Here is a 26587-nt window from a genome sequence, read left to right as displayed (position 1 = left end):
TTCCTGGGCAGACTCACCGCATGGCTGATCCGTGCACGCGATCCGGAGACGACAGGCGGTCCACCGTCATACCGGCGATCCGGTGGGAAGAGCCGCCCGAAGGGCCCGTCGTGGTCCTCCTGGACCAGACGCGGCTGCCTGCGGAGGAGGTGGAACTGGTCTGCACCGACCCGCCCGCGCTGGTCGGGGCGATCCGCTCGCTCGCGGTGCGCGGGGCGCCGTTGCTGGGGATCGCGGGGGCGTACGGGGTCGCGCTCGCCGCCGCGCGCGGGTTCGACGTCGATGAGGCGGCGCGCGCGTTGGAGGGGGCCCGGCCGACCGCCGTGAACCTTTCCGTGGGGGTGCGGCGGGGGGTGGAGGCGTACCGGAAGGGGGCCGTCGGCGGTGGCGCCGCTGCCGCCCTGGCCGCCGCGCGGCGGCTGCACCGGGAGGACGCCGAGGCCAGCGCGCGGATGGCAGGGCACGGGCTGGCGCTGCTGGACGAGCTGGTGCCGGGCGGCGGGCACCGGCTGCTGACCCACTGCAACACGGGTTCGCTGGTCTCCGGTGGTGAGGGGACGGCGTTCGCGGTGGCGCTCGCGGCGCATCGCCGGGGGCGGCTGCGGCGGCTGTGGGTGGACGAGACGCGTCCGCTGTTGCAGGGGGCGCGGCTGACGGCGTACGAGGCGGCGCGCAGCGGGATGGCGTACACCTTGCTGACCGACAACGCGGCGGGGTCGCTGTTCGCGGCCGGGGAGGTCGACGCGGTGCTGGTCGGGGCGGACCGGATCGCGGCGGACGGGGCGGTGGCGAACAAGGTGGGGAGCTATCCGCTGGCGGTGCTCGCGCGGTATCACCATGTGCCGTTCATCGTGGTGGCGCCGGTGACGACGATCGATCCGGGGACGCCGGACGGGGCGTCGATCGAGGTGGAGCAGCGGCCTGGGGCGGAGGTGACCGAGGTGACAGGGGGGATCGCGGTGGCGCCGCTGGGGACGCAGGCGTACAACCCGGCGTTCGATGTGACGCCGCCCGGGCTGGTGACGGCGGTCGTCACCGAGGAGGGGGTGGTGTCGCCGGTGACGGGGGAGGGGATCGCGGGGGTGATGCGGCGTCAGTCTGTTGACCGGGTATGACACGTATGAGCGATTTCGGGGCTTATTCATGGTTATTTGGGGTGGCTGGCGATCACGATGGGGTGGTGAAACTCCCCCGCACTCTTTCCATGGCGCTCGTCGCCGCCGTACTGGGCACTCTCTCCCTGGCCGGTCAGCCGGCGTCGGCCGCCGCCGGGTCCTTCGTGGTCAGCGAGGCCCAGTTCAACCAGATCTTCCCGAACCGGAATCCCTTCTACACCTACTCCGGGCTGGTCAACGCCCTGGGCGCGTACCCGAAGTTCACCAACTCCGGCAGTGACGCCGTACGCAAGCGCGAAGCCGCCGCCTTTCTCGCCAACGTCGGGCACGAGACGGTCGGGCTGAAGTACGTCGTCGAGCAGAACACCGCCAACTATTCGCACTACTGCGACACTTCACAGTCCTACGGGTGTCCCGCCGGGAAGTCCGCGTACTACGGGCGCGGGCCGTTGCAGCTGAGCTGGAACTTCAACTACAAGGCCGCGGGGGACGCGCTCGGCATCGATCTGCTGCACGACCCGTGGCAGGTGGAGAAGAACTCGGCGACCTCCTGGAAGACCGGGCTCTGGTTCTGGAACAGCCAGTCCGGTGCCGGGACGATGACCTCGCACGATGCCATCGTGAACGGCAAGGGCTTCGGCCAGACCATCCGCAGCATCAACGGGGCGCTGGAGTGCGACGGGAAGAACCCGGCCGAGCGTGACGACCGGATCAACCGGTTCAAGCAGTACGTCGGGGTTCTGGGCACCGATGTCGGGCCCGGGAACGTTTCCTGCTGAGCGGCTGAGGGTTTCCGGATCCGGCCGGGTTCGGGGCTCGGGGAGCCGGCTCGCGCCTGCGGGGCGGGCTGGTTTCCGCGCTTTACGGCACGCTGACATCAGTGCCGGCATCCATGACGGTGGACCAGGGCAGACAGTGACGCCCACCTACGGCTAGGGTCACAGGCCGGTGACCCTGCTCACCTGCGCCGCCTTCACCGTTATGAGAATGGGATGATGTCGTTTATGAAGGGACGAGTCCTTGTCGTCGACGACGACACCGCACTGGCCGAGATGCTCGGCATCGTGTTGCGTGGTGAAGGTTTTGAGCCGTCTTTCGTGGCCGACGGCGACAAGGCGCTGGCTGCCTTCCGGGAGGCCAAGCCGGATCTGGTGCTGCTGGATCTGATGCTGCCGGGCCGGGACGGGATCGAGGTGTGCCGTCTGATCAGGGCGGAGTCCGGGGTGCCGATCGTGATGCTCACCGCGAAGAGCGACACGGTCGACGTCGTCGTCGGCCTGGAGTCCGGCGCCGACGACTACATCGTGAAGCCGTTCAAGCCGAAGGAGCTGGTCGCCCGGATAAGGGCCCGGCTGCGGCGCTCCGAGGAGCCCGCGCCCGAACAGCTCGCCATAGGTGACCTGGTCATCGATGTCGCCGGGCACTCCGTGAAGCGGGACGGGCAGTCCATCGCGCTGACCCCGCTGGAGTTCGACCTGCTGGTCGCGCTCGCCCGCAAGCCGTGGCAGGTGTTCACCCGCGAGGTGCTGCTGGAGCAGGTATGGGGGTACCGGCACGCCGCCGACACCCGCCTGGTCAACGTGCACGTCCAGCGGCTGCGTTCCAAGGTCGAGAAGGACCCGGAGCGGCCCGAGATCGTCGTGACCGTCCGGGGCGTCGGTTACAAGGCCGGACCGAGCTGACATGTCCGGGGACAGCGCCGCTTCGGCCCCCGGCCGGTCCGGGAACCGGCCGCAGCGGGCTGTCGGTGACATGGAGGCCGTCAAGACTTCCGCCGGCGGCGCCGAAGCCTCCGCCGGCCGCGACAAGGCCCCCAAGGGCCCTGAAGCCCCCGCTAAGGGCTCAGGAGACTCCAAGACCCGGGCCTCCCGGCCGCCCGGAAAGACCGCTAGGGCCCGCTTCAGGTGGCTTCTGGAGGGCGGGCTGCTCCAGGGCGGGGTCCAGGGCAGTCCGGTGCTGCGGCTCGTGCTGCGCTGGGTGCGCCGGCCGCTGCTGCCCGTCATGCGGCTGTGGCGGCGCAACATCCAGCTCAAGGTCGTCGTCACCACCCTGCTGATGTCGCTCGGCGTGGTCCTGCTGCTCGGCTTCGTCGTCATCGGGCAGGTCCGCAACGGGCTCCTCGACGCCAAGGTCAAGGCCTCCCAGAGCCAGGCCACCGGGGGCTTCGCCGTCGCCAAGCAGCAGGCCGACGCGGGTGCGGCGGCCTCCGCCGACGGCGGCACCGGCTCCTCCGACAGCCAGTCCCCGCAGAACGTCATCCAATGGATGAGCGACCTGGTGTCCTCCCTCTCCAGCGGCGGCCAGGGCGCCTTCGACGTCGTCACGCTGCCCACCGGGGACGACACCGGCGGCGGCCGGGGTCCGCGCGCCTCCGGAGGCGTCAACCCGAACACGTCCGTACCCGCAGTCCTGCGCGCGCGGGTCAACGACACCACCGGCGCCGTCCAGAGCTACACCCGCATCCGCTACCTCGGCGGCAAGGAGTCCCAGCCGGGCCTCGTCATCGGCAAACGCCTCGGCGACCCCAACGGCGACCCCTACGAGCTGTACTACCTCTTCCCGCTCACCCAGGAGGAGAAGTCCCTCAGCCTCGTCAAGGGCACCCTCGCGACCGCCGGGCTTTTCGTCGTCGTCCTCCTGGGGGCCATCGCCTGGCTCGTCGTACGGCAGGTCGTCACGCCCGTGCGCATGGCCGCCGGGATCGCCGAGCGGCTGTCCGCGGGGCGGCTCCAGGAGCGCATGAAGGTCACCGGTGAGGATGACATCGCGCGCCTGGGCGAGGCCTTCAACAAGATGGCGCAGAACCTCCAGCTGAAGATCCAGCAACTGGAGGACCTCTCCCGCATGCAGCGCCGCTTCGTCTCCGACGTCTCGCACGAGCTGCGTACGCCGCTGACGACCGTCCGGATGGCCGCCGACGTCATCCATGAGGCGCGCGAGGACTTCGACCCGATCACCGCGCGGTCCGCCGAACTCCTCGCCGACCAGCTCGACCGCTTCGAGTCCCTCCTCGCCGACCTCCTGGAGATCAGCCGCTTCGACGCCGGAGCCGCCGCCCTGGAGGCCGAGCCGATAGACCTGCGCGAGGTCGTACGGCGGGTCGTCAGCGGGGCCGCGCCGCTCGCCGAGCGCAAAGGGAGCGCGATACGCGTCGTCGGCGACCAGCAGCCCGTGGTCGCCGAGGCCGACGCGCGGCGCGTGGAGCGCGTCCTGCGCAACCTTGTCGTCAACGCCGTCGAGCACGGCGAGGGCAAGGACGTCGTCGTCCGGCTCGCCGCCGCCGGGGGCGCCGTCGCCGTCGCCGTGCGCGACTACGGGGTGGGCCTCAAGCCCGGGGAGGCGACCCGGGTGTTCAGCCGCTTCTGGCGCGCCGATCCCGCGCGGGCGCGTACGACCGGAGGGACCGGCCTGGGGCTGTCGATCGCCCTGGAGGACGCCCGGCTGCACGGGGGCTGGCTCCAGGCCTGGGGCGAGCCCGGGGGCGGCTCCCAGTTCCGGCTGACGTTGCCCAGGACCGCCGACGAACCGCTGCGGGGCTCGCCGATCCCGCTGGAGCCGAAGGACTCGCGCGCGCGAGGGCGCGCCGCCGCCGTCGCCCCGCGCGCGGGTGGCACGAAGACGGCGACCGTCCCGGCCCAGCAGCCGCGCGAGGGGCTGCCGTTGACGCCGCGTGAGGCCGCCGTCCCGGTGACCGATCCGACGGCGCTGCCGGGGAACGGGGCGCGGGTGGTGGCACGGCAGGGGGCCGCGGAGACAGGTGCGCGGCATGAGGGCGGACCGGGGGACGGGGCCGCCGACGACGGCCGCCCGGAGTTCGGCGCCGCCGCCGGGAACGGTCACGCGGGTCCGGCCGTTGTACGAGGTGACGGTGGGTCAGGGGAGGCTGTTCGTGGGCGGTGAGCGGGTGGGGGGCGCAGAGAGCAGGGGTCGGCCGCGTACGACGCCCGCGCGCGGGGTGGCGTACGCCGTCTGCGGGGCCGTCCTGCTGAGCGGGTGCGCCTCGATGCCCGACAGCGGGGACCTGCGCGGGGTGGAGTCCACGCCGCGGCAGGACACGCAGGTGCGGGTGTTCGCGATGCCGCCCTCGGAGGACGCGCCGCCCTCCGAGATCGTCCAGGGCTTCCTTGAGGCGCTGACCAGCGACGACCCGACGTACGCGACCGCGCGGCAGTACCTCACCGGGCGGGCCGCGCAGACCTGGGACCCCGACAGCGCCACGACCGTCCTGGACGACGGCCCGCAGAGCGCGCCCGAACGCGCCGGCGGGCGGGAGAACAGCACCGACCTGACGTTCCTGCTGACCGGTACGCGCGTGGCGACCGTCGACGCGCAGCAGGCGTACGCGCCCGCCTCCGGCGGCTACAGCCAGCCCGTGCACCTCGTGCGCGACAAGAAGACCGACCAGTGGCGCATCGACGCGCTGCCCCAGGGCGTCGTCATGGGCACCTCCGACTTCCGGCGCAACTACATGTCGGTCAACAAGTACTACTTCGCCTCCTCCGCCGTGGTCGGCGCCTCAGGACGGCCGGCCGCCGTCGCCGACCCCGTGTACGTGCGCGAACGCGTCGACCCGATGACCCAGATGGTGCGCTCCCTGCTCAGCGGCCCCACCAACTGGCTGCGGCCCGTCGTCCGCTCCGGCTTCCCCACGGGGACGGCGCTCGCCGACGGCACCGACGCGCTCACCCCCGACGACCAGAACAAACTGACCGTCCCGCTCAACGACAAGGCCGCGCGCGTCGGGCAGGGCAAGTGCGACGAGATGGCCGCACAGCTGCTGTTCACCCTCCAGAGCCTCACCACCGCCGTCGACGAGGTCGAGCTGCGGTCCGGCGACAGACGCCTGTGCTCGCTGAGCGAGAACCGGGCCACGACGATCGCCGCGCGCGGGTCGACGCTGCGCCCCGACCACCTGTACTTCATCGACGGCGACCACCGGCTCATGCGGATGTCCGGCGGCTCCGACACCAAACCCCAGGTCGCGCCCGGCGCCCTCGGGGCCGGTGGGCGGCCCCTGCGGTCCGTCGCCGTCTCCCGGGACGAACGCCTCGCCGCCGGGGTCACCCTCGACGGCAAGCAGCTGTACGCGGGCTCGCTGCTGCCCGCCTCCACCCCCGGCACACCTCTGCTGACCAGCCGGGGCGCCACCGAGACCGACCGGCTCACCACGCCCAGCTGGGACGCCCAGAGCGACCTGTGGGTCGCCGACCGCAACCCCACCGCGCCGCGCCTCTACCTCCTCCAGAAGGGCGAGGGCACGCCGATCGTCGTCCAGGTGCCGGGGCTCGACGGGCGCATCAACACCGTGCGGGTCGCCGCCGACGGGGCGCGGATAGCTCTTGTCGTCGAGAAGGACGGCAAGCAGTCCCTGCTCATCGGGCGGGTCGAGCGGGAGCAGCGCGCGGGGGAGGAGCAGCCGGAGGTCTCCGTGCAGGAGCTGCGCTCCGCGACCCCCGAACTGGAGCAGGTCACCGCCGTCTCCTGGGCCGCCGACAGCCGTCTCGTCGTCGTCGGCAAGGAGGCCGGCGGCGTCGAGCAGGTCCAGTACGTCCAGTCCGACGGCTCCCTTCCCGAGACCGGCTCCCTGCCGGGCCTCACCGAGGTCCAGAGCATCGCCGCCTCCGAGGACAGCGAGGCGCCGCTGTTCGCCACGTCCAAGAACGGGTTGCTGTGGCTGCCGGGCGGGGGCGGGTGGCGGACGCTGAAGGAGACGGCTTCGGTCGTTTTTTATCCGGGGTGATTCGGTTTATTCGGGGTGCCATCGGGTGACCTGCGGTTTGTCGTGAGCCGCAGGTGTTTCGCCGTGAGTTCCCGGCTGTGTGTCATGAGCGCGCGACCGGGTTTTCCACAAGCCGTGCTTTGTCCACAGGGCGCTGCGGGTTTTTCCCGCTCCCCGCACAGTGGTGTCCATGAACGGCGTACGGCACTGGTGGCGGGATCTCACGGACCTGGTTCTTCCTACTGACTGCGCGGGCTGCGGGGCGGCTCGTACGGCTCTTTGCGAGGCGTGCAGGGGCGTTCTCGACGGAGGGGCGGCCCGGCGGGTGCGGCCGGTACCGGAGCCGGCGGGGCTGCCGGCGGTGTGGGCCGTGGGGGCGTATGCGGGAGCGGTGCGGCAGATGGTGCTGGCACACAAGGAACGGGGGGTGCTCGGGTTGGCGGAGGCGCTGGGGGGAGGGGTCGCGGGGGCGGTGCGGAGAGGGGTTCGTGAGGGGCGTGAGGGGGGCGATTGCGGGGTGGGGGACCGTGGCTCCGGTTTCCTCCTCGTCCCCGTTCCCTCCGCCCGTCGTGCCGTCCGGGCCCGTGGGCATGATCCCGCCCGGCGGGTCGCGTTCGCCGCCGCCGGGGTGCTGCGGCGGGAGGGGGTGCCGGTGCGGGTGGCGGCGGTGCTGCGGCAGCGGCGCGGGGTCGCCGACCAGGCGGGGCTCGGGGCGCGGCAGCGGATGGAGAACATGGCGGGGGCGCTGCGGGTGACGCCGGCGGGGGCGCGGCTGCTGTCGGGGCGGGAGGTGGTGCTGGTGGACGACGTGATGACCACGGGGGCGACGTTGGCGGAGGCGGCGCGGGCGGTGCGGGGGGTGGGCGACGGGGGTGGTGGTGGCCTGGGAGCTTTCGGGGGAGCCGGCCCCAGTGCGGCGCCGGGCGGATGGGGGCTCGGCTCCAGACCGGCCTCCGCCGAATCAGACCCCCACGCCGACCCTCACACCGGCCCTCACGCCGCTCGTCGCGCCGACCCCCGCGCGGCTCCCCGCCCGGCCCCCGGTCCCTCCCCACCCCGCATCCTCTGTGCCGCCGTGATCGCTGGGACCTCGGAATCTTTTGGAATGAACCGGAACTGAGCGAGAAGGAGCTTCGTTGCTGGTTATGAGAGCGGAATTCACTGGAACGGAGGTACGCGGCGGTAGAGGGTGACGACATCCGTCCGGGCGAGATATGTTCGGTTGTGAGGGAAAGCCGCAGGCCACACCTCTCCAATCCGGATGCCGTGCTGCGGTTCGCAGGAAAAGGGCCGCAGTGTCCGGGGTGTGGAACCCGCCCGCGGGGGAGGAGGTGGACGTCACCGAGTCCGAAGGTTCCGGGGCTCACCGGGACCTGGTGCGAAAGGGAGAAGCTCCGCGACGGAGCGGAGCGATCCGGGAACGGAGTTCTGCGTGGACATCGTCGTCAAGGGCCGCAAGACCGAGGTGCCCGAGCGGTTCCGCAAGCACGTGGCCGAGAAGCTGAACCTGGAGAAGATCCAGAAGCTCGACGGCAAGGTGATCAGCCTGGACGTCGAGGTGTCCAAGGAGCCCAACCCCCGACAGGCCGACCGGTGCGACCGGGTGGAGATCACCCTGCGCTCGCGCGGCCCGGTGATCCGGGCGGAAGCGGCGGCCAACGATCCGTACGCGGCGCTCGACCTGGCGGCGGAGAAGCTCGACGCACAGCTGCGCAAGCAGCACGACAAGCGCTACACGCGGCGTGGCTCCCGCCGGCTGACGGCGGCGGAAGTGCCCGACCACGTCCCGGGCGCGGCCACCCTGAACGGCAGCGGTGAGCCGGACCCGTCCGTGAACGGCGTGCCCACGAAGAAGATGGGCTCGCTCGAGGTGCAGGGCGACGGCCCCCTCGTGGTCCGGGAGAAGACCCACGTCGCGGCCCCGATGACCCTCGACCAGGCCCTCTACGAGATGGAACTGGTCGGACACGACTTCTACCTCTTCGTCGACTCCGAGACCAAGGAACCGAGTGTCGTCTACCGGCGGCACGCGTACGACTACGGTGTGATCCACCTCCAGACCGACACGATGGTCACCGCCGGCCCGGCGCACGCCGCCGAGTCCGGCGGCACGCTGGGCGGCTGATCCGGCCCCGGCACGGCTGAGCGGGTGCCCCTGGAGCGCGTGTGCGCCCCCAGGGGCACCCGTGTGCGCCCACTTCACGCCTTGCTCCGTCACCTTGTTGCCGCCCGGGCATGGAATCATGGCCAGGGCGGCTCAACAGGTGGGCCGTTGCCTCGGGTTGGCGATGGCACAGGACCAACGGCCCCAGCCTCAGGGGGAGGAACGATGGCGGACAGCTTCGGACCGATGCATCACGGCGATGCCCATGAAGGCGTCACCGGCTGCGGCCCGGACGCTCCACGCAAGGAGCCGATCAGGGTGCTCGTCGTGGACGACCACGCCCTGTTCCGCCGCGGCCTGGAGATCGTGCTGGCGGCCGAGGAGGACATCCAGGTCGTCGGGGAGGCCGGGGACGGCGCGGAGGCTGTGGACAAGGCGGCCGACCTGCTGCCCGACATCGTCCTCATGGACGTCCGGATGCCCAAGCGCGGTGGCATCGAGGCCTGTACCTCCATCAAGGAGGTCGCCCCCAGCGCGAAGATCATCATGCTGACGATCAGCGACGAGGAGGCCGACCTCTACGACGCGATCAAGGCGGGCGCGACCGGATACCTCCTCAAGGAGATCTCCACCGACGAGGTCGCCACCGCCATCCGCGCGGTCGCCGACGGACAGTCCCAGATCAGCCCCTCCATGGCGTCGAAGCTCCTCACCGAGTTCAAGTCGATGATCCAGCGCACCGACGAGCGCCGCCTCGTCCCCGCGCCCCGGCTCACCGACCGCGAGCTGGAGGTCCTCAAGCTCGTCGCCACCGGGATGAACAACCGGGACATCGCCAAGGAGCTGTTCATCTCCGAGAACACCGTGAAGAATCACGTCCGCAACATCCTGGAGAAGCTGCAACTGCACTCCAGGATGGAGGCCGTGGTCTACGCGATGCGGGAGAAGATCCTGGAGATCCGCTGACCCCCTGCCGGCCCCTGCTGACTCCTGTCAACTGACGCCGGCCCCCCGCCGGCCGAGGCTCACCGCAGCGCCGTCACCAGCGCCCGCGTCACCTCCCCGACGAGCGGCTCGCGCAGCTCCGCCGCGTTGACGCGCTCCACGCGGATGTCCGTCAGCCCGACCCAGCTCGCCGCCTCGACGAGCGCCTGCGCGACCGCCGGGACGGCCTTCGCGCTCTCCAGCGTCACGTGCTTGGCGACCAGCGCCCCGCCCTCGCGCGCGGGGTCGACGCGGCCCACGATCCGCCCGCCGGACAGCACGGGCATCGCGAAGTACCCGTACACCCGCTTCGGCTTGGGGACGTACGCCTCCAGGCGGTGCGAGAAGCCGAAGATCCGCTCGGTGCGCGCGCGGTCCCAGATCAGCGAGTCGAACGGCGACAGCAGCGTCGTACGGTGCCGGCCGCGCGGCGGGGTCGCCAGGGCCTGCGGGTCGGCCCACGCGGGCTTGCCCCAGCCCTCCACCGTCACCGGGACCAGACCCGAGTCGGCGATCACCGCGTCGACCTGCTCGCCCTTGAGGCGGTGGTAGTCGGCGATGTCCGCGCGGGTGCCGACGCCCAGGGACTCGCCGGCCAGCCGGACCAGGCGGCGCAGGCACTCGCGGTCGTCCAGCTCGTCATGGAGCAGCTGTTCGGGCACCGCGCGCTCGGCGAGGTCGTACACCCGCTTCCAGCCCCGGCGCTCCACGCAGACGACCTCGCCGTACATCAGGGCGCGCTCCACGGCGACCTTCGTGCCCGACCAGTCCCACCACTCGCTGGTCTTCTTCGCGCCGCCCAGGTCCGTCGCCGTCAGGGGGCCTTCGGCGCGCAGCTGCTTGATGACCTGGTCGTAGACGCCGTCGGGGAGGTCGTGGTGCCAGTGCGGCCGGGCGCGGTAGGCGCGGCGGCGGAAGGCGAAGTGGGGCCACTCCTCGATGGGGAGGACGCAGGCCGCGTGGGACCAGTACTCGAAAGCGTGCGTGTCGGTCCAGTAAGCGTTCTCCACCGTCTTGCGGCCCACGGCGCCCAGGCGGGCGTACGGGACGAGTTCGTGGGAGCGGGCCAGGACCGAGATGGTGTCGAGCTGGACCGCGCCCAGGTGGCGCAGGGTGCCTCGGACACCGGACCGGCGGTCGGGCGAGCCGAGGAAGCCCTGTGCCCGCAGGGCGATGCGTCGGGCTTCGTCCGCGGAGAGTTCGGCGGTGGCTGGCGGAAGGGGCGTCATGCCTTCGCACGATAGGGGGTGGGTCTGACAATGCGGGCTGACCTGCGGTTTCGCCGTTCCTGAAGGGTCAGTCGGCGGGGCGGCGGGCCGGGAGGTACGGGGCGGTCGTCGGCAGGTCCAGGTCGGAGGGGAGGAGGGAGGCCGCCCAGGCGTCCTTGCGGATGCCGCGGTGCAGGAGGGCGCTGCGCAGGACGCCCTCGTAGGTGAAGCCCGCGCGGTGGGCGACCGCGCGGGAGGGGACGTTGCCGACCTCCGCGCGCCATTCCAGGCGGTCGACGGACAGGGCGGTGAACGCCCAGCGGGCGGCGGCCGAGGCGGCCTCGGTCATGTAGCCGTGGCCGCGGTGCTCCCGGGTGCCCCAGAAGCCGATCTCGGCGACACCGGGCGCGTGCAGGGTGATGCTGACGATGCCGGCCAGGGCGCCCCCCGGGAAGCCGCCGGCCCCCTCAGAGCCGCCCCCCGGGAAGCCGCCGGCCCTTTCAGAGCCGGCCCCTCCGGGAAGGAACATCCCGAACGTCAGCATCGTCCCCGCCGCCCACCCCGCCGGCACGATCTCCTCCACGAACGCCCGCGCGTGCTCCGGGAGATACGGCGACGGGACCGTCGTCCAGCGCTGGATCTCGGGGTCCTGGACGGCGGCGAGGACCGCGTCGGCGTCCTTGGGGCCCACGGGGCGCAGGACGAGGCGTGCGGTGGTGAGGGTGACCGGCTCCATCGGCCGATTGTGCGCGGGCGCGCGCGTGGGGCGCCACGTTTTTCACCGCGGGCGACCCCGTGATCACAATTCGCGCAATTCGTCCGGCCGATCCGGCACCATCCTCGAGGGCCGCACGTTGTCCCCTTCGAAGGAGTTTCACCGGCGGCCGTCAATGAGCGGGCGGTCCCCGTCACGGCAGGCCTCCCGGCGTGGCGGGGTCCTCGCATACGATGGCCGTCGCTCAGTAAGTCAAAAGGAACCCGACCGTCCCAGGCCCGACCGGCAAGGAGACCAACCCCCGTGTCCGTCCTCTCGAAGATCATGCGTGCAGGCGAAGGCAAGATCCTGCGCAAGCTGCACCGCATCGCGGACCAGGTCAACTCCATCGAAGAGGACTTCGTCGACCTCTCCGACGCCGAGCTGCGGGCCCTCACCGATGAGTACAAGCAGCGGTACACCGATGGTGAGACCCTGGACGACCTGCTGCCCGAGGCGTTCGCGACCGTCCGCGAGGCCGCCAAGCGCGTCCTCGGCCAGCGCCACTACGACGTGCAGATCATGGGCGGCGCCGCCCTGCACATGGGCTACGTCGCCGAGATGAAGACCGGCGAGGGCAAGACCCTGGTCGGCACGCTGCCCGCCTACCTGAACGCCCTGTCCGGCAAGGGCGTCCACCTGATCACGGTCAACGACTACCTGGCCGAGCGCGACTCCGAGCTGATGGGCCGGGTGCACCGCTTCCTCGGCCTGGAGGTCGGCTGCATCCTCGCCAACATGACCCCGGCCCAGCGCCGCGAGCAGTACGCCTGCGACGTCACGTACGGCACGAACAACGAGTTCGGCTTCGACTACCTGCGCGACAACATGGCGTGGGCGCAGGACGAACTCGTCCAGCGCGGCCACAACTTCGCGATCGTCGACGAGGTCGACTCCATCCTGGTCGACGAGGCCCGCACCCCGCTGATCATCTCCGGCCCGGCCGACCAGGCCACCAAGTGGTACGGCGACTTCGCCAAGCTGGTCACGCGCCTGAAGAAGGGCGAGGCGGGCAACCAGCTCAAGGGCATCGAGGAGACCGGCGACTACGAGGTCGACGAGAAGAAGCGCACTGTCGCGATCCATGAGACCGGTGTCGCCAAGGTCGAGGACTGGCTGGGCATCGACAACCTGTACGAGTCGGTGAACACCCCTCTGGTGGGCTACCTGAACAACGCCATCAAGGCGAAGGAGCTCTTCAAGAAGGACAAGGACTACGTCGTCATGGACGGCGAAGTCATGATCGTCGACGAGCACACGGGCCGTATCCTCGCCGGCCGCCGCTACAACGAGGGCATGCACCAGGCGATCGAGGCGAAGGAAGGGGTGGACATCAAGGACGAGAACCAGACGCTCGCCACGATCACGCTCCAGAACTTCTTCCGCCTCTACAAGCGCGCCGACCACAGCGGCAAGGAAGTCCCCGGCCTCTCCGGGATGACCGGTACGGCGATGACCGAGGCCGCCGAGTTCCACCAGATCTACAAGCTCGGCGTCGTCCCGATCCCGACCAACAAGCCGATGATCCGCAAGGACCAGTCGGACCTGATCTACCGCACCGAGGTCGCCAAGTTCGAGGCGGTCGTCGACGACATCGCGGAGAAGCACGAGAAGGGCCAGCCGATCCTGGTCGGCACCACCTCGGTCGAGAAGTCCGAGTACCTCTCGCAGCAGCTCTCCAAGCGCGGCATCCAGCACGAGGTGCTGAACGCCAAGCACCACGAGCGTGAGGCCACGATCGTCGCCCAGGCCGGCCGCAAGGGCGCCGTCACGGTCGCGACGAACATGGCGGGCCGCGGCACCGACATCAAGCTCGGCGGCAACCCCGAGGACCTCGCGGACGCGGAGCTGCGCCAGCGCGGCCTCGACCCCGAGGAGCACATCGAGGAGTGGGCGCAGGCCCTCCCCGCCGCCCTGGAGAAGGCCGAGCAGGCCGTCAAGGCGGAGAAGGAGGAGGTCGAGGCGAGCGGCGGCCTCTACGTGCTGGGCACCGAGCGGCACGAGTCGCGTCGTATCGACAACCAGCTGCGCGGCCGTTCCGGGCGGCAGGGCGACCCGGGTGAGTCGCGGTTCTACCTCTCCCTGGGTGACGACCTGATGCGCCTGTTCAAGGCCCAGATGGTCGAGCGTGTGATGTCCATGGCGAACGTCCCCGACGACGTGCCGATCGAGAACAAGATGGTCACCCGCGCGATCGCGTCCGCGCAGTCGCAGGTCGAGCAGCAGAACTTCGAGACCCGTAAGAACGTCCTGAAGTACGACGAGGTGCTCAACCGCCAGCGCGAGGTCATCTACGGCGAGCGGCGCCGCGTCCTGGAGGGCGAGGACCTCCAGGAGCAGGTCCAGCACTTCATGAACGACACCATCGACGCGTACATCGGCGCCGAGACCGCCGAGGGCTTCCCCGAGGACTGGGACCTGGACCGGCTGTGGGGCGCCTTCAAGCAGCTCTACCCGGTGCGCATCACCGTCGATGAGCTGGAGGAGGCCGCGGGCGACCGCGCGGGGCTCACTGCCGAGTTCATCTCCGAGTCCATCAAGGACGACATCCACGAGCAGTACGAGGCCCGCGAGACGCAGCTCGGCTCCGAGATCATGCGGGAGCTGGAGCGGCGGGTCGTCCTGTCGGTCCTGGACCGCAAGTGGCGTGAGCACCTCTACGAGATGGACTACCTCCAGGAGGGCATCGGCCTGCGCGCGATGGCCCAGAAGGACCCGCTGGTCGAGTACCAGCGCGAGGGCTTCGACATGTTCTCCGCGATGATGGACGGCATCAAGGAGGAGTCCGTCGGCTACCTGTTCAACCTGGAGGTCCAGGTCGAGCAGCAGGTCGAGGAGGTCCCCGTCTCCGACGAGGCCCCCGACCTGGAGAAGCAGGACGCGGTCCCCGCCCAGGCCGGCGCCCGCCCGGAGATCCGCGCGAAGGGCCTCGACGCCCCCCAGCGCCGCGGCCTCCACTTCTCGGCGCCCACCGTCGACGGCGAAGGCGGCACCATCGAGGGCGAGTTCGACGACGACGAGCCCGTCCGCTCCGAGGCCGACGGCCTCACCCGCGCGGAACGCCGCAAGCAGGCCAAGGGGACGCGGCGGCGCAAGAAGTAAGCGGCGGGCGCGTATGACGCCGGTGAGCGATCGGCGGGCGTGTACGACGCCGTGAGCGGACGGCGGGGCGTGTGCGACCGTCGTGCGTGACCGGCGAGCTGCCACGTGCGGCCGGCGGATCCGTGCGGCCGTCGTGAGCGGCCTGCCGGACGTGTACAGAGGGCCGGGTACCCGAGTCGGGTACCCGGCCCTCCGGCGTTCCTCACCCGCTCCGCGCGTCCCTGAGGCCGTCGATCTCCAGCGCCGTGCACCGCCAGCGGTGGTCCGCCCCCAGCTCCAGCCGGAACGCCATCGCCCGCACCCGCTCCCCGATGCCGACCCGCGCGAACGCCTCGATGGCACCGTCGCGGGGGACGGCGAAACCTAGGTCACGTACGACCGGGGTGGTCCCCCGCGCGCGCAGCGGTCCCCGTTCGGCGAGCCGGATCAGCTCGTCGTAGGCGGGACCGGCGGTGTGCCGCAGCATCGAGTGCACCGGGCGGCGCCCGCTGAGCACGGCGAGGAGGCGTTCGGCGAAGGCGTCCGGGACCAGGGGCCGGGCGGCGGCTGGGCGGGCGGCGATCGGCCTGCGGGGGGTCTGGGCGGGGACGGTCTCCGGGCGTGGGCCGATCCGGGGGCCCGTGGGGGTGCGGGCGCCTGGCGGGCGGTTGTCGGCGGGGCGGGTGCGGGAGGAGGGGCGGCCGGCGGGGGGTCGGTCGCCTGGGGGTGCGGTCCGGGTGGGGCCGGGGGCGCCGGGAGGGCGGCCTCCGGAGGCGGTGCGTGGGGGTGTGGGGGCGGTGTTGGGGGGCTGCCGGTGGTGGAGGGGGGTGGGGGCTGGGGTTGTGGGGTCTGCCGAGCCTGCGGGGCCTGTCGAGCCTGCCGGGAGCACGGAGCTTGGCGGACTCGTCTGACGTGCGGGGCTTCCAGGGGGTGTTGAGCTTGGGGGGTCTGCCGGGCCTGCGGAGAGCGTGGAGTTCGCCGGACCTGCGGGGGCTCCAGGGGGCGTTGAGCTTGCCGGACCTGCGGGGGGCGTCGAGGCTGCCGGGCCTGTCGGGAGCGACTGACCCCCCTGCCCCAACCCCCGCATCCGCTGCTGTGTTCTCGTCATCACCTTGTACATGGGTGTCCCCTCTCGGACGGGTGGCCGGCCTGAGTACCGGTCGGTAACTTTCCGTTGGAGATCTTGTACTCGGAGTGACGAGTGGGGCGCAAGATGCCGGACGGGACTTTCGGGACCGGGTCAAAAACGACCGTATTGAGTGATCCGAGGGGTGAAAGAGCTGGTCAGAGGTGGGGGCGGAAATCGAAAAAGGGACGTGGGTTGACGCGTTCACGGGGTCTGGAGGGACCTCGAAAGAAGGCGGGCCCACGTATCCTGAAGGCCCCTCTCCGAGCACGAAAGCGGCCGGCCATGCGCGTGTACGTTCCCCTGACCCTGACCGGGCTCGCCGAGGCGTACGAGAAGGGCGAGCTGGGTGGTGCCGAGGGGCTCGCCGCGTACGCCGTCACTCCCGCGCTGCGTGAGTGGTACCTCTCCGACGACATCGAGGAGCTGGAGTACGCCGCCCTCGGCCGCGCCGCCCTCGCCTCGCTGCGGCTCCTCGCCGCCGATCCGGGTGCGGCCCGGCGCCGGGTCGTCCTCGCCGTGGACGTGGCCGACGGCCGCGCCGTCCCCGACTCCGCCGGTGAGCCGGACGAGGACGGGCTGGGGAAGGTGCGGGTCTCCGGGGCGCTGCCGCTGGTGAAGGCGGCGGCGGTGCATGTCGATGCCTCCGACGCCGAGGGTGACGTGACGGCTGCGGCGGGGGCGCTGGCCGGCGGGGACGGCGGCGCGCAGTCCGTCGTCGACGGGGCTGAGGATCATGAGCTGCTCTGGTACGCCACGCAGGAGGTCCGGGGGCTGATCGGCCTCGCGGGCTGAACCTCGTACGGCCTGGGTTTCCGGCGGGTTCGCGGCGCGCGCCCCGCCCCCACACCCCCTCCCACCTGCCCCTCCCTCCACCTCGCCCTGATTGTCAGTGCCGCCGGGTACGTTTGCGGGCATGGGGAAGCGAACAGGGGTCCACATCGTCTGGGACTGGAACGGCACGCTCTTCTCGGACAACTCCGCGATCATCGGGGCGACGAACGCGGCGTTCGCCGAGTTGGGCATGGAGTCGATCACGCTGGAGCGGTACCGGGAGCTGTACTGCGTCCCGGTGCCGAAGTTCTACGAGCGGCTGACCGGGCGGCTGCCGACCGGTGCCGAGTGGGAGCTGATGGATTCCGTCTTCCATCGGTACTACGCGGAGTTCCACACCGGATGCCCCCTCACCGAGGGCGCCGCCGAACTGCTCGGGCGCTGGCGTTCCGCCGGGCACAGCCAGTCGATCCTCAGCATGTGCGCGCACGACGACCTGGTCCCGCTGGTGCGCGGCTTCGGCATCGAGCCGGAGTTCGTCCGGGTCGACGGGCGCAGGGGGCCGTCCGGCGGGAGCAAGGCCGAACACATGGTCCGGCATCTGGAGAAGCTGGCCGGGGCCGCGGGGGTCGACCCCGGGCGGACGGTGGTGATCGGCGACGCCGCCGACGACGCCCTCTCCGCACTGCGGGCGGGAGCGCGCGCCGTCCTCTACACCGGCGGCTCCCACAGCCGCGCGAGCCTGGAGACCGCCGGCGTACCGGTCGTCGACTCACTGACGGAGGCGGTGGAGGAGGCCGAGCGGATAGCGGCGTGAGGGCGGCTGCGGGGGCCGGCTCCGAACGAGTCAACCCCGGGGGCCCGGCTCCGAGCCCGTCAACTTCGGGGTGCCGGCTCCGAGCCCGTCAGCTCCGGGGCGCCGGCTCCGAACCCGTCAGCTCCCGGGCCCCGGCTCGAAGGCACCGACTCCGGAGCGCCCGCTCCGAAGGCACCCGACTCCGGGGCGCCGAGCGCGACGGCCGCCCCGGGGGCGCCGAAGCTGACGGCCCCTGACATCCCTCAGCTGACGCCCCCCCGAGCCCGCCGAACGCAATGCCCCGGCGTCGACTCCAGGGACGCCGAACCCGCCGGCCCCCCCAACATCCCGCCCGCCCCCTCCCCCCTCACCCCACCGGCGCCTTAACCCTCAACACCCTCAAGAACTCCCGCATCCACGCCGGATGGTCCGGCCACCCCCGGGAGGAGACCAAGCTTCCGTCGACCACCACCTCCGCGTCCTGGAACGTCGCCCCGGCCGCCTGCATATCGGGTTCCACGGCCGGATACGCGGTGACCCGGCGACCGCTGAGGGCGTCTACGGCGGCGGTGAGGAGGGGGCCGTGGCAGATCTGGGCGACGGGCTTGTCGGCGTCGAAGAAGGACTTGAGGAGCTTGCGGAGTTCGGGGTCGTTGCGGAGGTACTCGGGAGCGCGGCCACCGGGGACGACGACGGCGGCGTACTCCCCGGGGTCCACCTCGGCGAAGGAGAGGTCGGCCGGCCAGGTGTAGCCGGGCTTCTCGGTGTAGGTGTCGTACCCGGGCTCGAAGTCGTGGACGACGAACCGCAGGGTCTTGCGGCTCGGGGCCGCGATCTGGACCTCGTACCCCTCCTCGCGCAGCCGTTGGTAGGGGTAGAGGACCTCCAGGGACTCCGCTGCGTCACCGGTGACGATGAGGATCTTCGGGGTCATGACGGGGCTGGCCTCCTCGGCCGACGGGGGAGGGAAAGGTGGACCGGCCCGCCGCTCCACCCGGCCGGGCGCTCTCGGGAAGGGTAAGAGACAGGTAGGAGCTGACAGGGGCAACCTGGCGGGTGGCGGGGCGATGCACAAGGGCGCTGCGGGGGAGAGGGGGCGCACTCGGGGGAGCATCAGGGGCATTTCGCGCGCGGACTGTGCGAATCGTAGAAGTTCCGGGCCTGGTTTTGTACACATACGGCTCATGACGGGCCCCCGGTCGGGGGAGATAGCCTTGGAGCCGTGATCAGCGCGATATCTCGCGGGGGTGCGTTTTCCCCTGCCCTGCGCCCGGTTCGCACGGACGAGCTCCGTGACCGGGCGGCGGTCGCTGGTCCTCCCGGGCGAGGCGGGGAGCACACCGCTCCCCGGACGCCGTACCCACCCAGGCCGGCGCCGCCGAGAGCAGCGTCACACGGCCGGGGGGCGTCGGAAAAGGCTGATAATCCCCCGCTCGTCGAACCCTGCGGCATAGCGTCGAAGCCGACCGGAGAACCCGGCCGTGGCGGCGAGCCGCAGAGGGAAGAGCCCGTACTTCCTTCAACGTCACGCAACGGCGCGCGACAGGAGCCAGAGGACAATGCAGACCAAGCTGGACGAAGCCAAGGCCGAGCTGCTCGAAAGGGCGGCCCGGGTCGCTGAGAACAGCCCGGTCGGGGGGCACCTACCGACCGGGACGACGGAGGAGAGCGCCCCGGACGACGCCGGGCCCGCGAACCCCTCCGGAACCCCGGGTTCCGTGACCCCTACAAAGAACTCAGCCCCTTCAACGGGCTCAGCCCCTAAGAGCTCGGCTCCCTCAAAGAGTTCGGCCCCTTCCAAGAACTCGGCTGCCTCCGGGAAAGCCACCTCCAAGAAGAGCGCCACCGCCAGGAAGACCACCGCCAAGTCCGCGCGCCCCCCTGCCAGTTCGGGCGCCGACTCCGCGCAGACCCCTCTTTCCCCCGCCTCCCCGGCCCAAACCCCCGACCACGACACGGTCGAGTCCTACCTCCGCCGCTACTACCTCCACACCGCCCCCGAGGACCTGACCGACCGCGACCCGGTCGACGTCTTCGGCGCCGCGTTCTCCCACTACCGGCTGGCCGAGAACCGCCCCCAGGGCACCGCGAACGTCCGCGTGCACACCCCCACGGTCGAGGAGAACGGCTGGACCAGCAGCCACTCGGTCGTCGAGGTCGTCACCGACGACATGCCCTTCCTGGTCGACTCGGTCACCAACGAGCTGTCCCGCCAGGGCCGGGGCATCCACCTCGTCGTCCACCCCCAGATCGTCGTACGACGCGACGTCACCGGGAAGCTCATCGAGCTGCTCGGGGCGCGCCCGGCGGGGGAGTTGGCGCACGACACGCACGTCGAGTCGTGGATCCACGTCGAGATCGACCGCGAGACCGACCGCGCCGACCTCAAGCAGATCACCGCCGATCTGCTGCGGGTGCTGTCCGACGTCCGCGAGGCCGTCGAGGACTGGGAGAAGATGCGCGACGCCGCGCTGCGGATCGCGGAGGAGCTGCCCGCCGAGTCCGTGCCCGGCGACCTGCCGTCCCCCGAGGTCGAGGAGGCGCGCGAACTGCTGCGCTGGCTGGCCGCCGACCACTTCACGTTCCTGGGCTTCCGCGAGTACGAGTTGCGCGAGGACGACTCGCTGGCCGCCGTACCCGGCACCGGACTCGGCATCCTGCGCTCCGACCCGCAGCACGCCGCCGACGAGAGCCACCCCGTCAGCCCCTCCTTCGAGCGGCTCCCGGCGGACGCGCGCGCCAAGGCCCGCGAGCACAAGCTGCTGATCCTCACCAAGGCCAACAGCCGCGCGACCGTGCACCGGCCGTCGTACCTGGACTACGTCGGCGTCAAGAAGTTCGACGGCGAAGGGAACGTCGTCGGCGAGCGGCGCTTCCTCGGGCTGTTCTCGTCGGCCGCGTACACCGAGTCGGTGCTGCGCATCCCCGTCATCCGGCGCAAGGTCGACGCCGTCCTCACCGGCGCCGGGTTCTCCCGCAACAGCCACGACGGGCGCGACCTGCTCCAGATCATGGAGACCTACCCGCGCGACGAACTGTTCCAGACCCCCGCCGACGAACTGCGCTCCATCGTCACGTCCGTCCTCTACCTCCAGGAGCGCCGCCGGCTGCGGCTCTACCTGCGCCAGGACGAGTACGGCCGCTACTACTCCGCCCTCGTCTACCTCCCGCGCGACCGCTACACAACGGGCGTACGCCTCAGGATCATCGACATCCTGAAGGAGGAACTCGGCGGCCACAGCGTCGACTTCACCGCCTGGAACACCGAATCCGTGCTGTCCCGGCTGCACTTCGTCGTCCGCGTCCCGCAGGGCACCGAACTGCCCGAGCTGTCCGACGCCGACCGCGACCGGCTGGAGGCCCGCCTGGTCGAGGCCGCCCGCTCCTGGGCCGACGCCTTCGCCGAGGCGCTCACCGCCGAGTGCGGCGAGGAACGCGCCGCCGAACTCCTGCGCCGCTACGGCAGCGCCTTCCCCGAGGGCTACAAGGCCGACCACACCCCGCGCGCCGCCGTCGCCGACCTCGTCCACCTCGAACGCCTCGGCGAGCGGCGGAAGTTCGCGCTCAGCCTGTACGAGCCCGTCGGCGCCGCCCCCGACGAGCGCCGCTTCAAGATCTACCGCAAGGGCCGGGCGATCTCCCTCTCCGCCGTCCTGCCGGTCCTGAGCCGGCTCGGCGTCGAGGTCGTCGACGAACGCCCCTACGAACTGCGCTGCACCGACCGCAGCAACTCCTGGATCTACGACTTCGGGCTGCGCATCCCCAAGTCCCTCGGCGGCGGCAACGGCGACTACCTTGGCGACGACGGCCGCGAACGCTTCCAGGAGGCGTTCGCCGCGACCTGGACCGGGCGCGCGGAGAACGACGGCTTCAACGCCCTCGTCCTCGGCGCCGGACTCACCTGGCGCCAGGCTATGGTGCTGCGCGCCTACGCCAAGTACCTGCGCCAGGCAGGCTCGACGTTCAGCCAGGACTACATGGAGGACACCCTCCGCACGAACGTCCACACCACCCGCCTGCTGGTCTCCCTGTTCGAGGCCCGCATGTCCCCCGAGCGGCAGAGCGCCGGGCGCGAACTCACCGACGCGCTCCTCGAAGAGCTCGACGCCGCGCTCGACCAGGTCGCCTCGCTCGACGAGGACCGCATCCTGCGCTCCTACCTGACCGTCATCAAGGCGACCCTGCGCACCAACTTCTTCCAGCGCGACAGCCAGGGCGAACCGCACGCCTACGTGTCGATGAAGTTCGACCCGCAGGCCATCCCCGACCTGCCCGCGCCCCGCCCGGCGTTCGAGATCTGGGTGTACTCGCCCCGCGTCGAGGGCGTCCACCTGCGGTTCGGGAAGGTCGCGCGCGGCGGGCTGCGCTGGTCGGACCGGCGCGAGGACTTCCGCACCGAGATCCTCGGCCTGGTCAAGGCGCAGATGGTGAAGAACACCGTCATCGTGCCCGTCGGCGCCAAGGGCGGCTTCGTCGCCAAGCAGCTGCCCGACCCGGCCGTCGACCGCGACGCCTGGCTCGCCGAGGGCATCGCCAGCTACAAGACGTTCATCTCGGCGCTCCTCGACATCACCGACAACCTCGCCGGCGGGGAGGTCGTCCCCCCCAAGGACGTGGTCCGGCACGACGAGGACGACACCTACCTCGTCGTCGCCGCCGACAAGGGCACCGCGACCTTCTCCGACATCGCCAACGAGGTCGCGCAGTCCTACGACTTCTGGCTCGGCGACGCCTTCGCCTCCGGCGGCTCGGCCGGATACGACCACAAGGGCATGGGGATCACCGCGCGCGGCGCCTGGGAGTCCGTGAAGCGGCACTTCCGCGAGCTGGACGTCGACACGCAGAGCGAGGACTTCACGGTCGTCGGCATCGGCGACATGTCCGGGGACGTGTTCGGCAACGGCATGCTGCTGTCCGAGCACATCCGGCTCGTCGCCGCCTTCGACCACCGGCACATCTTCATCGACCCCCACCCCGACGCGGCCGTCTCCTACGCCGAACGCCGGCGCCTCTTCGAGCTGCCGAGGTCGAGCTGGGGCGACTACGACACCGGGCTGATCTCCGCCGGCGGCGGCATCTTCCCGCGCAGCCTCAAGTCCATCCAGCTCAACGGGCACATCCGCGAGGCCCTCGGCATCGAGCCGGGCGTCGGCAAGGTCACCCCGGCCGACCTGATGAAGGCCATCCTCAAGGCCCCGGTCGACCTGCTGTGGAACGGCGGCATCGGCACCTACGTCAAGGCGTCCACCGAATCGCAGGCCGACGTCGGCGACAAGAGCAACGACTCCATCCGCGTCGACGGCGCCGACCTGCGCGTCAAGGTCGTCGGCGAAGGCGGCAACCTCGGCCTCACCCAGCTCGGCCGCATCGAGTACGCCCGCGCCGGCGGGAAGATCAACACCGACGCCATCGACAACAGCGCCGGCGTCGACACCTCCGACCACGAGGTCAACATCAAGATCCTGCTCAACGGGCTCGTCACCGAAGGCGACATGACCGTCAAGCAGCGCAACAAGCTCCTCGCCGAGATGACCGACGAGGTCGGCCGGCTCGTCCTGCGCAACAACTACGCCCAGAACACCGCCCTCGCCAACGCCCTCGCCCAGTCCGGCGACATGCTCAACGCCCAGCAGCGGTTCATGAAACTCCTCGTCCGCGAGGGCCACCTCGACCGCGCCCTGGAGTTCCTGCCCACCGACCGCCAGATCCGCGAACGCCTCGCCGCCGGCATCGGCCTGAGCGGCCCGGAGACGGCCGTCCTCATGGCGTACACGAAGATCACCGTCTCCGACGAACTCCTGCACACCACCCTCCCCGACGACCCCTACCTGCGCTCCCTGCTCTTCGCGTACTTCCCGACCGCGCTGCGCGAGACGTTCGCCGAGCAGATCGACAGCCACCCGCTGCGCCGCGAGATCACCACGACCGTCCTGGTCAACGACACCGTCAACACCGGCGGTACGACCTACCTGCACCGGCTGCGCGAGGAGACCGGCGCCTCGCTGGAGGAGATCGTCCGCGCGCAGACCGCCGCGCGCGCCATCTTCCGCTCCGCCGGGGTCTGGGACGCCGTCGAAGCCCTCGACAACCGCGTCGAGGCCGCCGTGCTCACCCGTATCCGGCTGCACTCCCGGCGGCTCGTCGAGCGCGGCACCCGCTGGCTGCTCAACAACCGGCCGCAGCCGCTGCAACTCGCCGAGACCGTCGACTTCTTCACCGAGCGCGTCGAACTGGTCTGGGCGCAGCTGCCGAAGCTGCTGCGGGGGGCCGACCTGGAGTGGTACCAGCAGATCCACGACGAGCTGACCGGGGCGGGCGTCCCGGACGAGGTCGCCACGCGGGTCGCCGGGTTCTCGTCCGCCTTCCCGACCCTCGACATCGTCTCGGTCGCCGACCGCACCGGGAAGGACCCGCTGGACGTCGCCGACGTCTACTACGACCTCGCCGACCGGCTGCGGATCACACAGCTGATGGACCGGATCATCGATCTGCCGCGCGCGGACCGCTGGCAGTCCATGGCCCGCGCCTCGATCCGGGAGGACCTGTACGCGGCCCACGCCGCGCTGACGTCCGACGTCCTCGCCGTCGGGAACGGGACGTCCACTCCTGAGCAGCGGTTCAAGGCCTGGGAGGAGAAGAACGCGGCGATCCTGGGGCGGGCACGGGTGACGCTGGACGAGATCCAGGGGTCGGACGCGTTCGATCTGGCGAACTTGTCTGTGGCCATGCGGACTATGCGGACGTTGTTGCGTACGCATTCGTAGGCGGGGTCGGGCTGGGCCGGGGTTGATGGTTCGGCTCCGGTCCGACCATCGTCCTTTACGACGGCGAGGGCGCCCCCGGGTTCGCGCTGGGGGCGCCCTCGCCGTCGTATCTCTCGGCCGGGTGGCTACTTCTTCTTGCCGCCGCCCGTGAACTCCTCGTACGCCGCCATGACCTCCTCGGTCGGGCCGTCCATGCGCAGCTCGCCGCGCTCCAGCCACAGGACGCGTTCGCAGGTGTCGCGGATCGACTTGTTGTTGTGGCTGACGAGGAAGACGGTGCCGGCGTGCCGGCGCATCTCGCGGATGCGTTCCTCGGAGCGCCGCTGGAACTTCGCGTCGCCGGTCGCGAGGGCCTCGTCGATGAGGAGGACGTCGTGGTCCTTGGCGGCGGCGATGGAGAAGCGCAGGCGGGAGCCCATGCCGGAGGAGTACGTGCGCATCGGCAGGGAGATGAAGTCGCCCTTGTCGTTGATCCCGGAGAAGTCGACGATGCCCTGGTAGCGCTCCCGGATCTGCTCCCGGGACATGCCCATGGCGAGCCCGCCGAGGTAGACGTTGCGTTCACCCGTCAGGTCGCCCATGAGCGCCGCGTTGACGCCGAGGAGGGAGGGCTGGCCGTCGGTGTAGATCCGGCCGCGCTCCACCGGGAGGAGGCCCGCGACCGCTTTGAGCAGCGTCGACTTGCCGGAGCCGTTCGTCCCGATGAGACCGATCGCCTCACCCTTGTAGGCGACGAACGAGACGTTCTTGACGGCGTGCACGATCCGGGTGCCGGCCGCCTTCTCCGCGTTCTCGCGGCGCAGGATGCGGTTGAGGGCGGCGGTCGCCGAGCCTCGGGAGCCGGTGCCGTTGACGCGGTAGACGATGTCGACGGCGTCGGCCACGACGGTGGGGATGGGTTCGGCGGGGTGCTCGGTGGTGCTTTTGGCGGGGGCGTTCTTGGCGGGGGTGCCGGTGTTCTCGATGAGGTCAGCCACGGCCGTACGTCTCCTCAGCCTTCCAGAAGTAGATGAAGCCGCCGACGCCCGCGACGAGCGCCCAGCCCGCCGCCAGCGGCCACACGTGCGGCGGAAGCTGGCTGGCGTGGAAACTGTCGATGAGGGCGTAGCGCATCAGGTCGATGTAGACGGACGCGGGGTTCGCCTGGAGCAGGGTGCCCGCCCAGGCCGGCCAGTCGTGGTGCTTCTTGACCAGCTGGTCGATGCTCCACATCACGCCGGAGACGTACATCCAGGTCCGCAGCACGAACGGCATCAGCTGCGCGATGTCCGGAGTCTTCGCCCCGAGCCGCGCCATGACCAGCGAGACGCCCGCGTTGAACACGAACTGCAACGTCAGCGCCGGGATCACCAGCACCCAGCTCACCGCCGGCGGCACCCCCACCGCCAGCAGGATGACCGCCAGCGCCGCCATCGAGAACAGCAGCTGCTGGAGCTGCTGGAGACAGAACGAGATCGGCAGCGCCGCCCGGGGGAAGTGCAACGCCCGTACGAGACCCAGGTTCCCGGAGATCGCCCGGGTGCCCGCGAGAATCGAGCTCTGCGTGAACGTCCATACGAACACGCCGGTCACCAGGAACGGGATGTAGTCCGGCACCCCCTTCTTGGTCCCGAGCAGCACACCGAAAATCAGGTAGTACACCGCCGCGTTCAGCAACGGCGTCATGACCTGCCAGACCTGCCCCAGCTTCGCCTGGCTGTACTGCGCCGTCAGCTTCGCCGTGGCGAACGCGCCGATGAAATGCCGGCGCGCCCACAACTGCCGCACATACGCGGGCAGCGACGGCCGCGCCCCGCTCACCGAGAGACCGTGCCGGGCCGCCAGCGCCGACAGATCCTCGTGGGGGGAGGCCGTGCGGGGCGGTGTGTCGAGTGCCTGGCTCACATCCGCTGCTTTCTTCCGGGGGAGGGGGTGCGCTGCGCGATGCGGCGGTCGCTCGGCGGGCCGTTCGCTGCTGTCGCCGTTCACCGTCGCTGGTGTTCCTGTGAGGGCCGTGTTTTCTTACGGTCCTCTTGATGTTCTCTTACGTCAGGACGGCACCGTATCGTCGCAACGGGAGCGTAGGCGGTGGGGGCGTCGGAACGCAACCGTATCGTCGTGGCGTGGGGGGTGCGTTGGAACGGTACGGTTGCGTCGCGGCGACGGGACGGTAGCGTTCTGGC

The 26587-nt window shown here is 71.0% G+C and carries 18 protein-coding genes; 12 read left to right on the top strand and 6 right to left on the bottom strand.

The genetic code is table 11. The annotated features are described in order from the left end of the window. The first annotated feature begins 20 nt into the window (after positions 1–20). From mtnA to ACYUD3_RS33930, 8 genes are all read left to right on the top strand, one after another. Positions 21–1115, top strand: a complete 1095-nt coding sequence (gene mtnA / locus ACYUD3_RS33965) for an S-methyl-5-thioribose-1-phosphate isomerase (RefSeq protein ID WP_470978707.1) — start codon at positions 21–23, stop codon at positions 1113–1115. An 89-nt stretch (positions 1116–1204) separates the two neighbouring features. Then, positions 1205–1894 carry a chitinase gene (locus tag ACYUD3_RS33960; protein ID WP_470978750.1) on the top strand — a complete coding sequence of 230 codons (690 nt, stop codon included), beginning with the start codon at positions 1205–1207 and terminating at the stop codon, positions 1892–1894. Positions 1895–2107: 213 nt separating this feature from the next. Beyond that, positions 2108–2797 carry a two-component system response regulator MtrA gene (gene mtrA, locus ACYUD3_RS33955; protein WP_187283109.1) on the top strand — a complete coding sequence of 230 codons (690 nt, stop codon included), beginning with the start codon at positions 2108–2110 and terminating at the stop codon, positions 2795–2797. A gap of 1 nt (position 2798) precedes the next feature. Continuing rightward, positions 2799–5015, top strand: coding sequence for an MtrAB system histidine kinase MtrB (gene mtrB, locus ACYUD3_RS33950; protein ID WP_470978704.1), 2217 nt, complete (start codon positions 2799–2801; stop codon positions 5013–5015). Next, a complete protein-coding gene (locus ACYUD3_RS33945; RefSeq protein ID WP_470978702.1) occupies positions 5005–6855 on the top strand; it encodes an LpqB family beta-propeller domain-containing protein in 1851 nt (616 codons plus the stop codon). The genes mtrB and ACYUD3_RS33945 overlap by 11 nt, the downstream gene beginning before the upstream one ends. 169 nt (positions 6856–7024) lie before the next feature. Beyond that, positions 7025–7954 carry a ComF family protein gene (locus tag ACYUD3_RS33940; RefSeq protein WP_470978699.1) on the top strand — a complete coding sequence of 310 codons (930 nt, stop codon included), beginning with the start codon at positions 7025–7027 and terminating at the stop codon, positions 7952–7954. A 312-nt stretch (positions 7955–8266) separates the two neighbouring features. Continuing rightward, positions 8267–8959 (top strand): ribosome hibernation-promoting factor, HPF/YfiA family, encoded by a 693-nt coding sequence (gene hpf, locus ACYUD3_RS33935; protein ID WP_470978697.1) that lies wholly within the window; start codon positions 8267–8269, stop codon positions 8957–8959. Positions 8960–9163: 204 nt separating this feature from the next. Continuing rightward, positions 9164–9904: a response regulator gene (locus ACYUD3_RS33930; RefSeq protein WP_470978695.1), complete on the top strand. Its 741-nt coding sequence runs from the start codon at positions 9164–9166 to the stop codon at positions 9902–9904. Between the two features lie 59 nt (positions 9905–9963). Here ACYUD3_RS33930 and ACYUD3_RS33925 read toward each other — a convergent pair whose 3' ends face one another. Then, the gene (locus ACYUD3_RS33925; RefSeq protein ID WP_470978692.1) at positions 9964–11151 is read right to left on the bottom strand and encodes a winged helix-turn-helix domain-containing protein; all 1188 of its coding nucleotides are present in this window, start codon (positions 11149–11151) and stop codon (positions 9964–9966) included. Positions 11152–11218: 67 nt separating this feature from the next. Next, positions 11219–11866, bottom strand: coding sequence for a GNAT family N-acetyltransferase (locus ACYUD3_RS33920; RefSeq protein WP_470978689.1), 648 nt, complete (start codon positions 11864–11866; stop codon positions 11219–11221). Positions 11867–12148: 282 nt separating this feature from the next. Here ACYUD3_RS33920 and secA point away from each other — a divergent pair, with 282 nt between their 5' ends. Continuing rightward, positions 12149–14986: a preprotein translocase subunit SecA gene (gene secA / locus ACYUD3_RS33915; RefSeq protein ID WP_470978686.1), complete on the top strand. Its 2838-nt coding sequence runs from the start codon at positions 12149–12151 to the stop codon at positions 14984–14986. Positions 14987–15188: 202 nt separating this feature from the next. Here the strand turns inward: secA and ACYUD3_RS33910 are convergent, their stop codons facing one another. Further along, complete coding sequence (locus ACYUD3_RS33910) at positions 15189–15482, bottom strand: Rv3235 family protein (RefSeq protein WP_470978683.1); 294 nt, start codon at positions 15480–15482, stop codon at positions 15189–15191. A gap of 894 nt (positions 15483–16376) precedes the next feature. Between ACYUD3_RS33910 and ACYUD3_RS33905 the strand changes: the two genes are divergently transcribed. Both ACYUD3_RS33905 and ACYUD3_RS33900 read left to right on the top strand, forming a co-directional pair. Next, positions 16377–16886, top strand: a complete 510-nt coding sequence (locus tag ACYUD3_RS33905; protein WP_470978679.1) for a DUF6912 family protein — start codon at positions 16377–16379, stop codon at positions 16884–16886. A 121-nt stretch (positions 16887–17007) separates the two neighbouring features. Then, complete coding sequence (locus ACYUD3_RS33900) at positions 17008–17682, top strand: HAD family hydrolase (RefSeq protein ID WP_470978676.1); 675 nt, start codon at positions 17008–17010, stop codon at positions 17680–17682. A 346-nt stretch (positions 17683–18028) separates the two neighbouring features. On the opposite strand, the gene ACYUD3_RS33895 is transcribed toward ACYUD3_RS33900, so the two are convergent. Further along, a complete protein-coding gene (locus ACYUD3_RS33895; protein WP_470978673.1) occupies positions 18029–18595 on the bottom strand; it encodes a DJ-1/PfpI family protein in 567 nt (188 codons plus the stop codon). 625 nt (positions 18596–19220) lie between these two features. On the opposite strand from ACYUD3_RS33895, the gene ACYUD3_RS33890 reads away from it, so the two are divergent. Continuing rightward, complete coding sequence (locus tag ACYUD3_RS33890) at positions 19221–24425, top strand: NAD-glutamate dehydrogenase (RefSeq protein WP_470978670.1); 5205 nt, start codon at positions 19221–19223, stop codon at positions 24423–24425. A gap of 125 nt (positions 24426–24550) precedes the next feature. On the opposite strand, the gene ACYUD3_RS33885 is transcribed toward ACYUD3_RS33890, so the two are convergent. After that, positions 24551–25321, bottom strand: a complete 771-nt coding sequence (locus tag ACYUD3_RS33885) for an ABC transporter ATP-binding protein (RefSeq protein ID WP_470978747.1) — start codon at positions 25319–25321, stop codon at positions 24551–24553. A gap of 73 nt (positions 25322–25394) precedes the next feature. Beyond that, positions 25395–26309 carry an ABC transporter permease gene (locus tag ACYUD3_RS33880; protein WP_470978667.1) on the bottom strand — a complete coding sequence of 305 codons (915 nt, stop codon included), beginning with the start codon at positions 26307–26309 and terminating at the stop codon, positions 25395–25397. Positions 26310–26587: the final 278 nt, after the last annotated feature.

This window comes from Streptomyces sp. AMJ-169, from assembly GCF_055597585.1.
The sequence above is the reverse complement of the archived record's forward strand: the minus strand, read 5'-3'. Positions and strand labels throughout refer to the sequence as shown.

Excerpts from the sequence above, each read along its gene's own strand:
- mtnA (WP_470978707.1), top strand. The coding sequence starts at position 21 with ATGGCTGATCCGTGCACGCGATCCGGAGACGACAGGCGGTCCACCGTC.
- ACYUD3_RS33960 (WP_470978750.1), top strand. The coding sequence starts at position 1,205 with ATGGCGCTCGTCGCCGCCGTACTGGGCACTCTCTCCCTGGCCGGTCAG.
- mtrA (WP_187283109.1), top strand. The coding sequence starts at position 2,108 with ATGATGTCGTTTATGAAGGGACGAGTCCTTGTCGTCGACGACGACACC.
- mtrB (WP_470978704.1), top strand. The coding sequence starts at position 2,799 with ATGTCCGGGGACAGCGCCGCTTCGGCCCCCGGCCGGTCCGGGAACCGG.
- ACYUD3_RS33940 (WP_470978699.1), top strand. The coding sequence starts at position 7,025 with ATGAACGGCGTACGGCACTGGTGGCGGGATCTCACGGACCTGGTTCTT.
- ACYUD3_RS33930 (WP_470978695.1), top strand. The coding sequence starts at position 9,164 with ATGGCGGACAGCTTCGGACCGATGCATCACGGCGATGCCCATGAAGGC.
- ACYUD3_RS33925 (WP_470978692.1), bottom strand. The coding sequence starts at position 11,151 with ATGACGCCCCTTCCGCCAGCCACCGCCGAACTCTCCGCGGACGAAGCC.
- ACYUD3_RS33920 (WP_470978689.1), bottom strand. The coding sequence starts at position 11,866 with ATGGAGCCGGTCACCCTCACCACCGCACGCCTCGTCCTGCGCCCCGTG.
- ACYUD3_RS33905 (WP_470978679.1), top strand. The coding sequence starts at position 16,377 with ATGCGCGTGTACGTTCCCCTGACCCTGACCGGGCTCGCCGAGGCGTAC.
- ACYUD3_RS33900 (WP_470978676.1), top strand. The coding sequence starts at position 17,008 with ATGGGGAAGCGAACAGGGGTCCACATCGTCTGGGACTGGAACGGCACG.
- ACYUD3_RS33895 (WP_470978673.1), bottom strand. The coding sequence starts at position 18,595 with ATGACCCCGAAGATCCTCATCGTCACCGGTGACGCAGCGGAGTCCCTG.
- ACYUD3_RS33890 (WP_470978670.1), top strand. The coding sequence starts at position 19,221 with ATGCAGACCAAGCTGGACGAAGCCAAGGCCGAGCTGCTCGAAAGGGCG.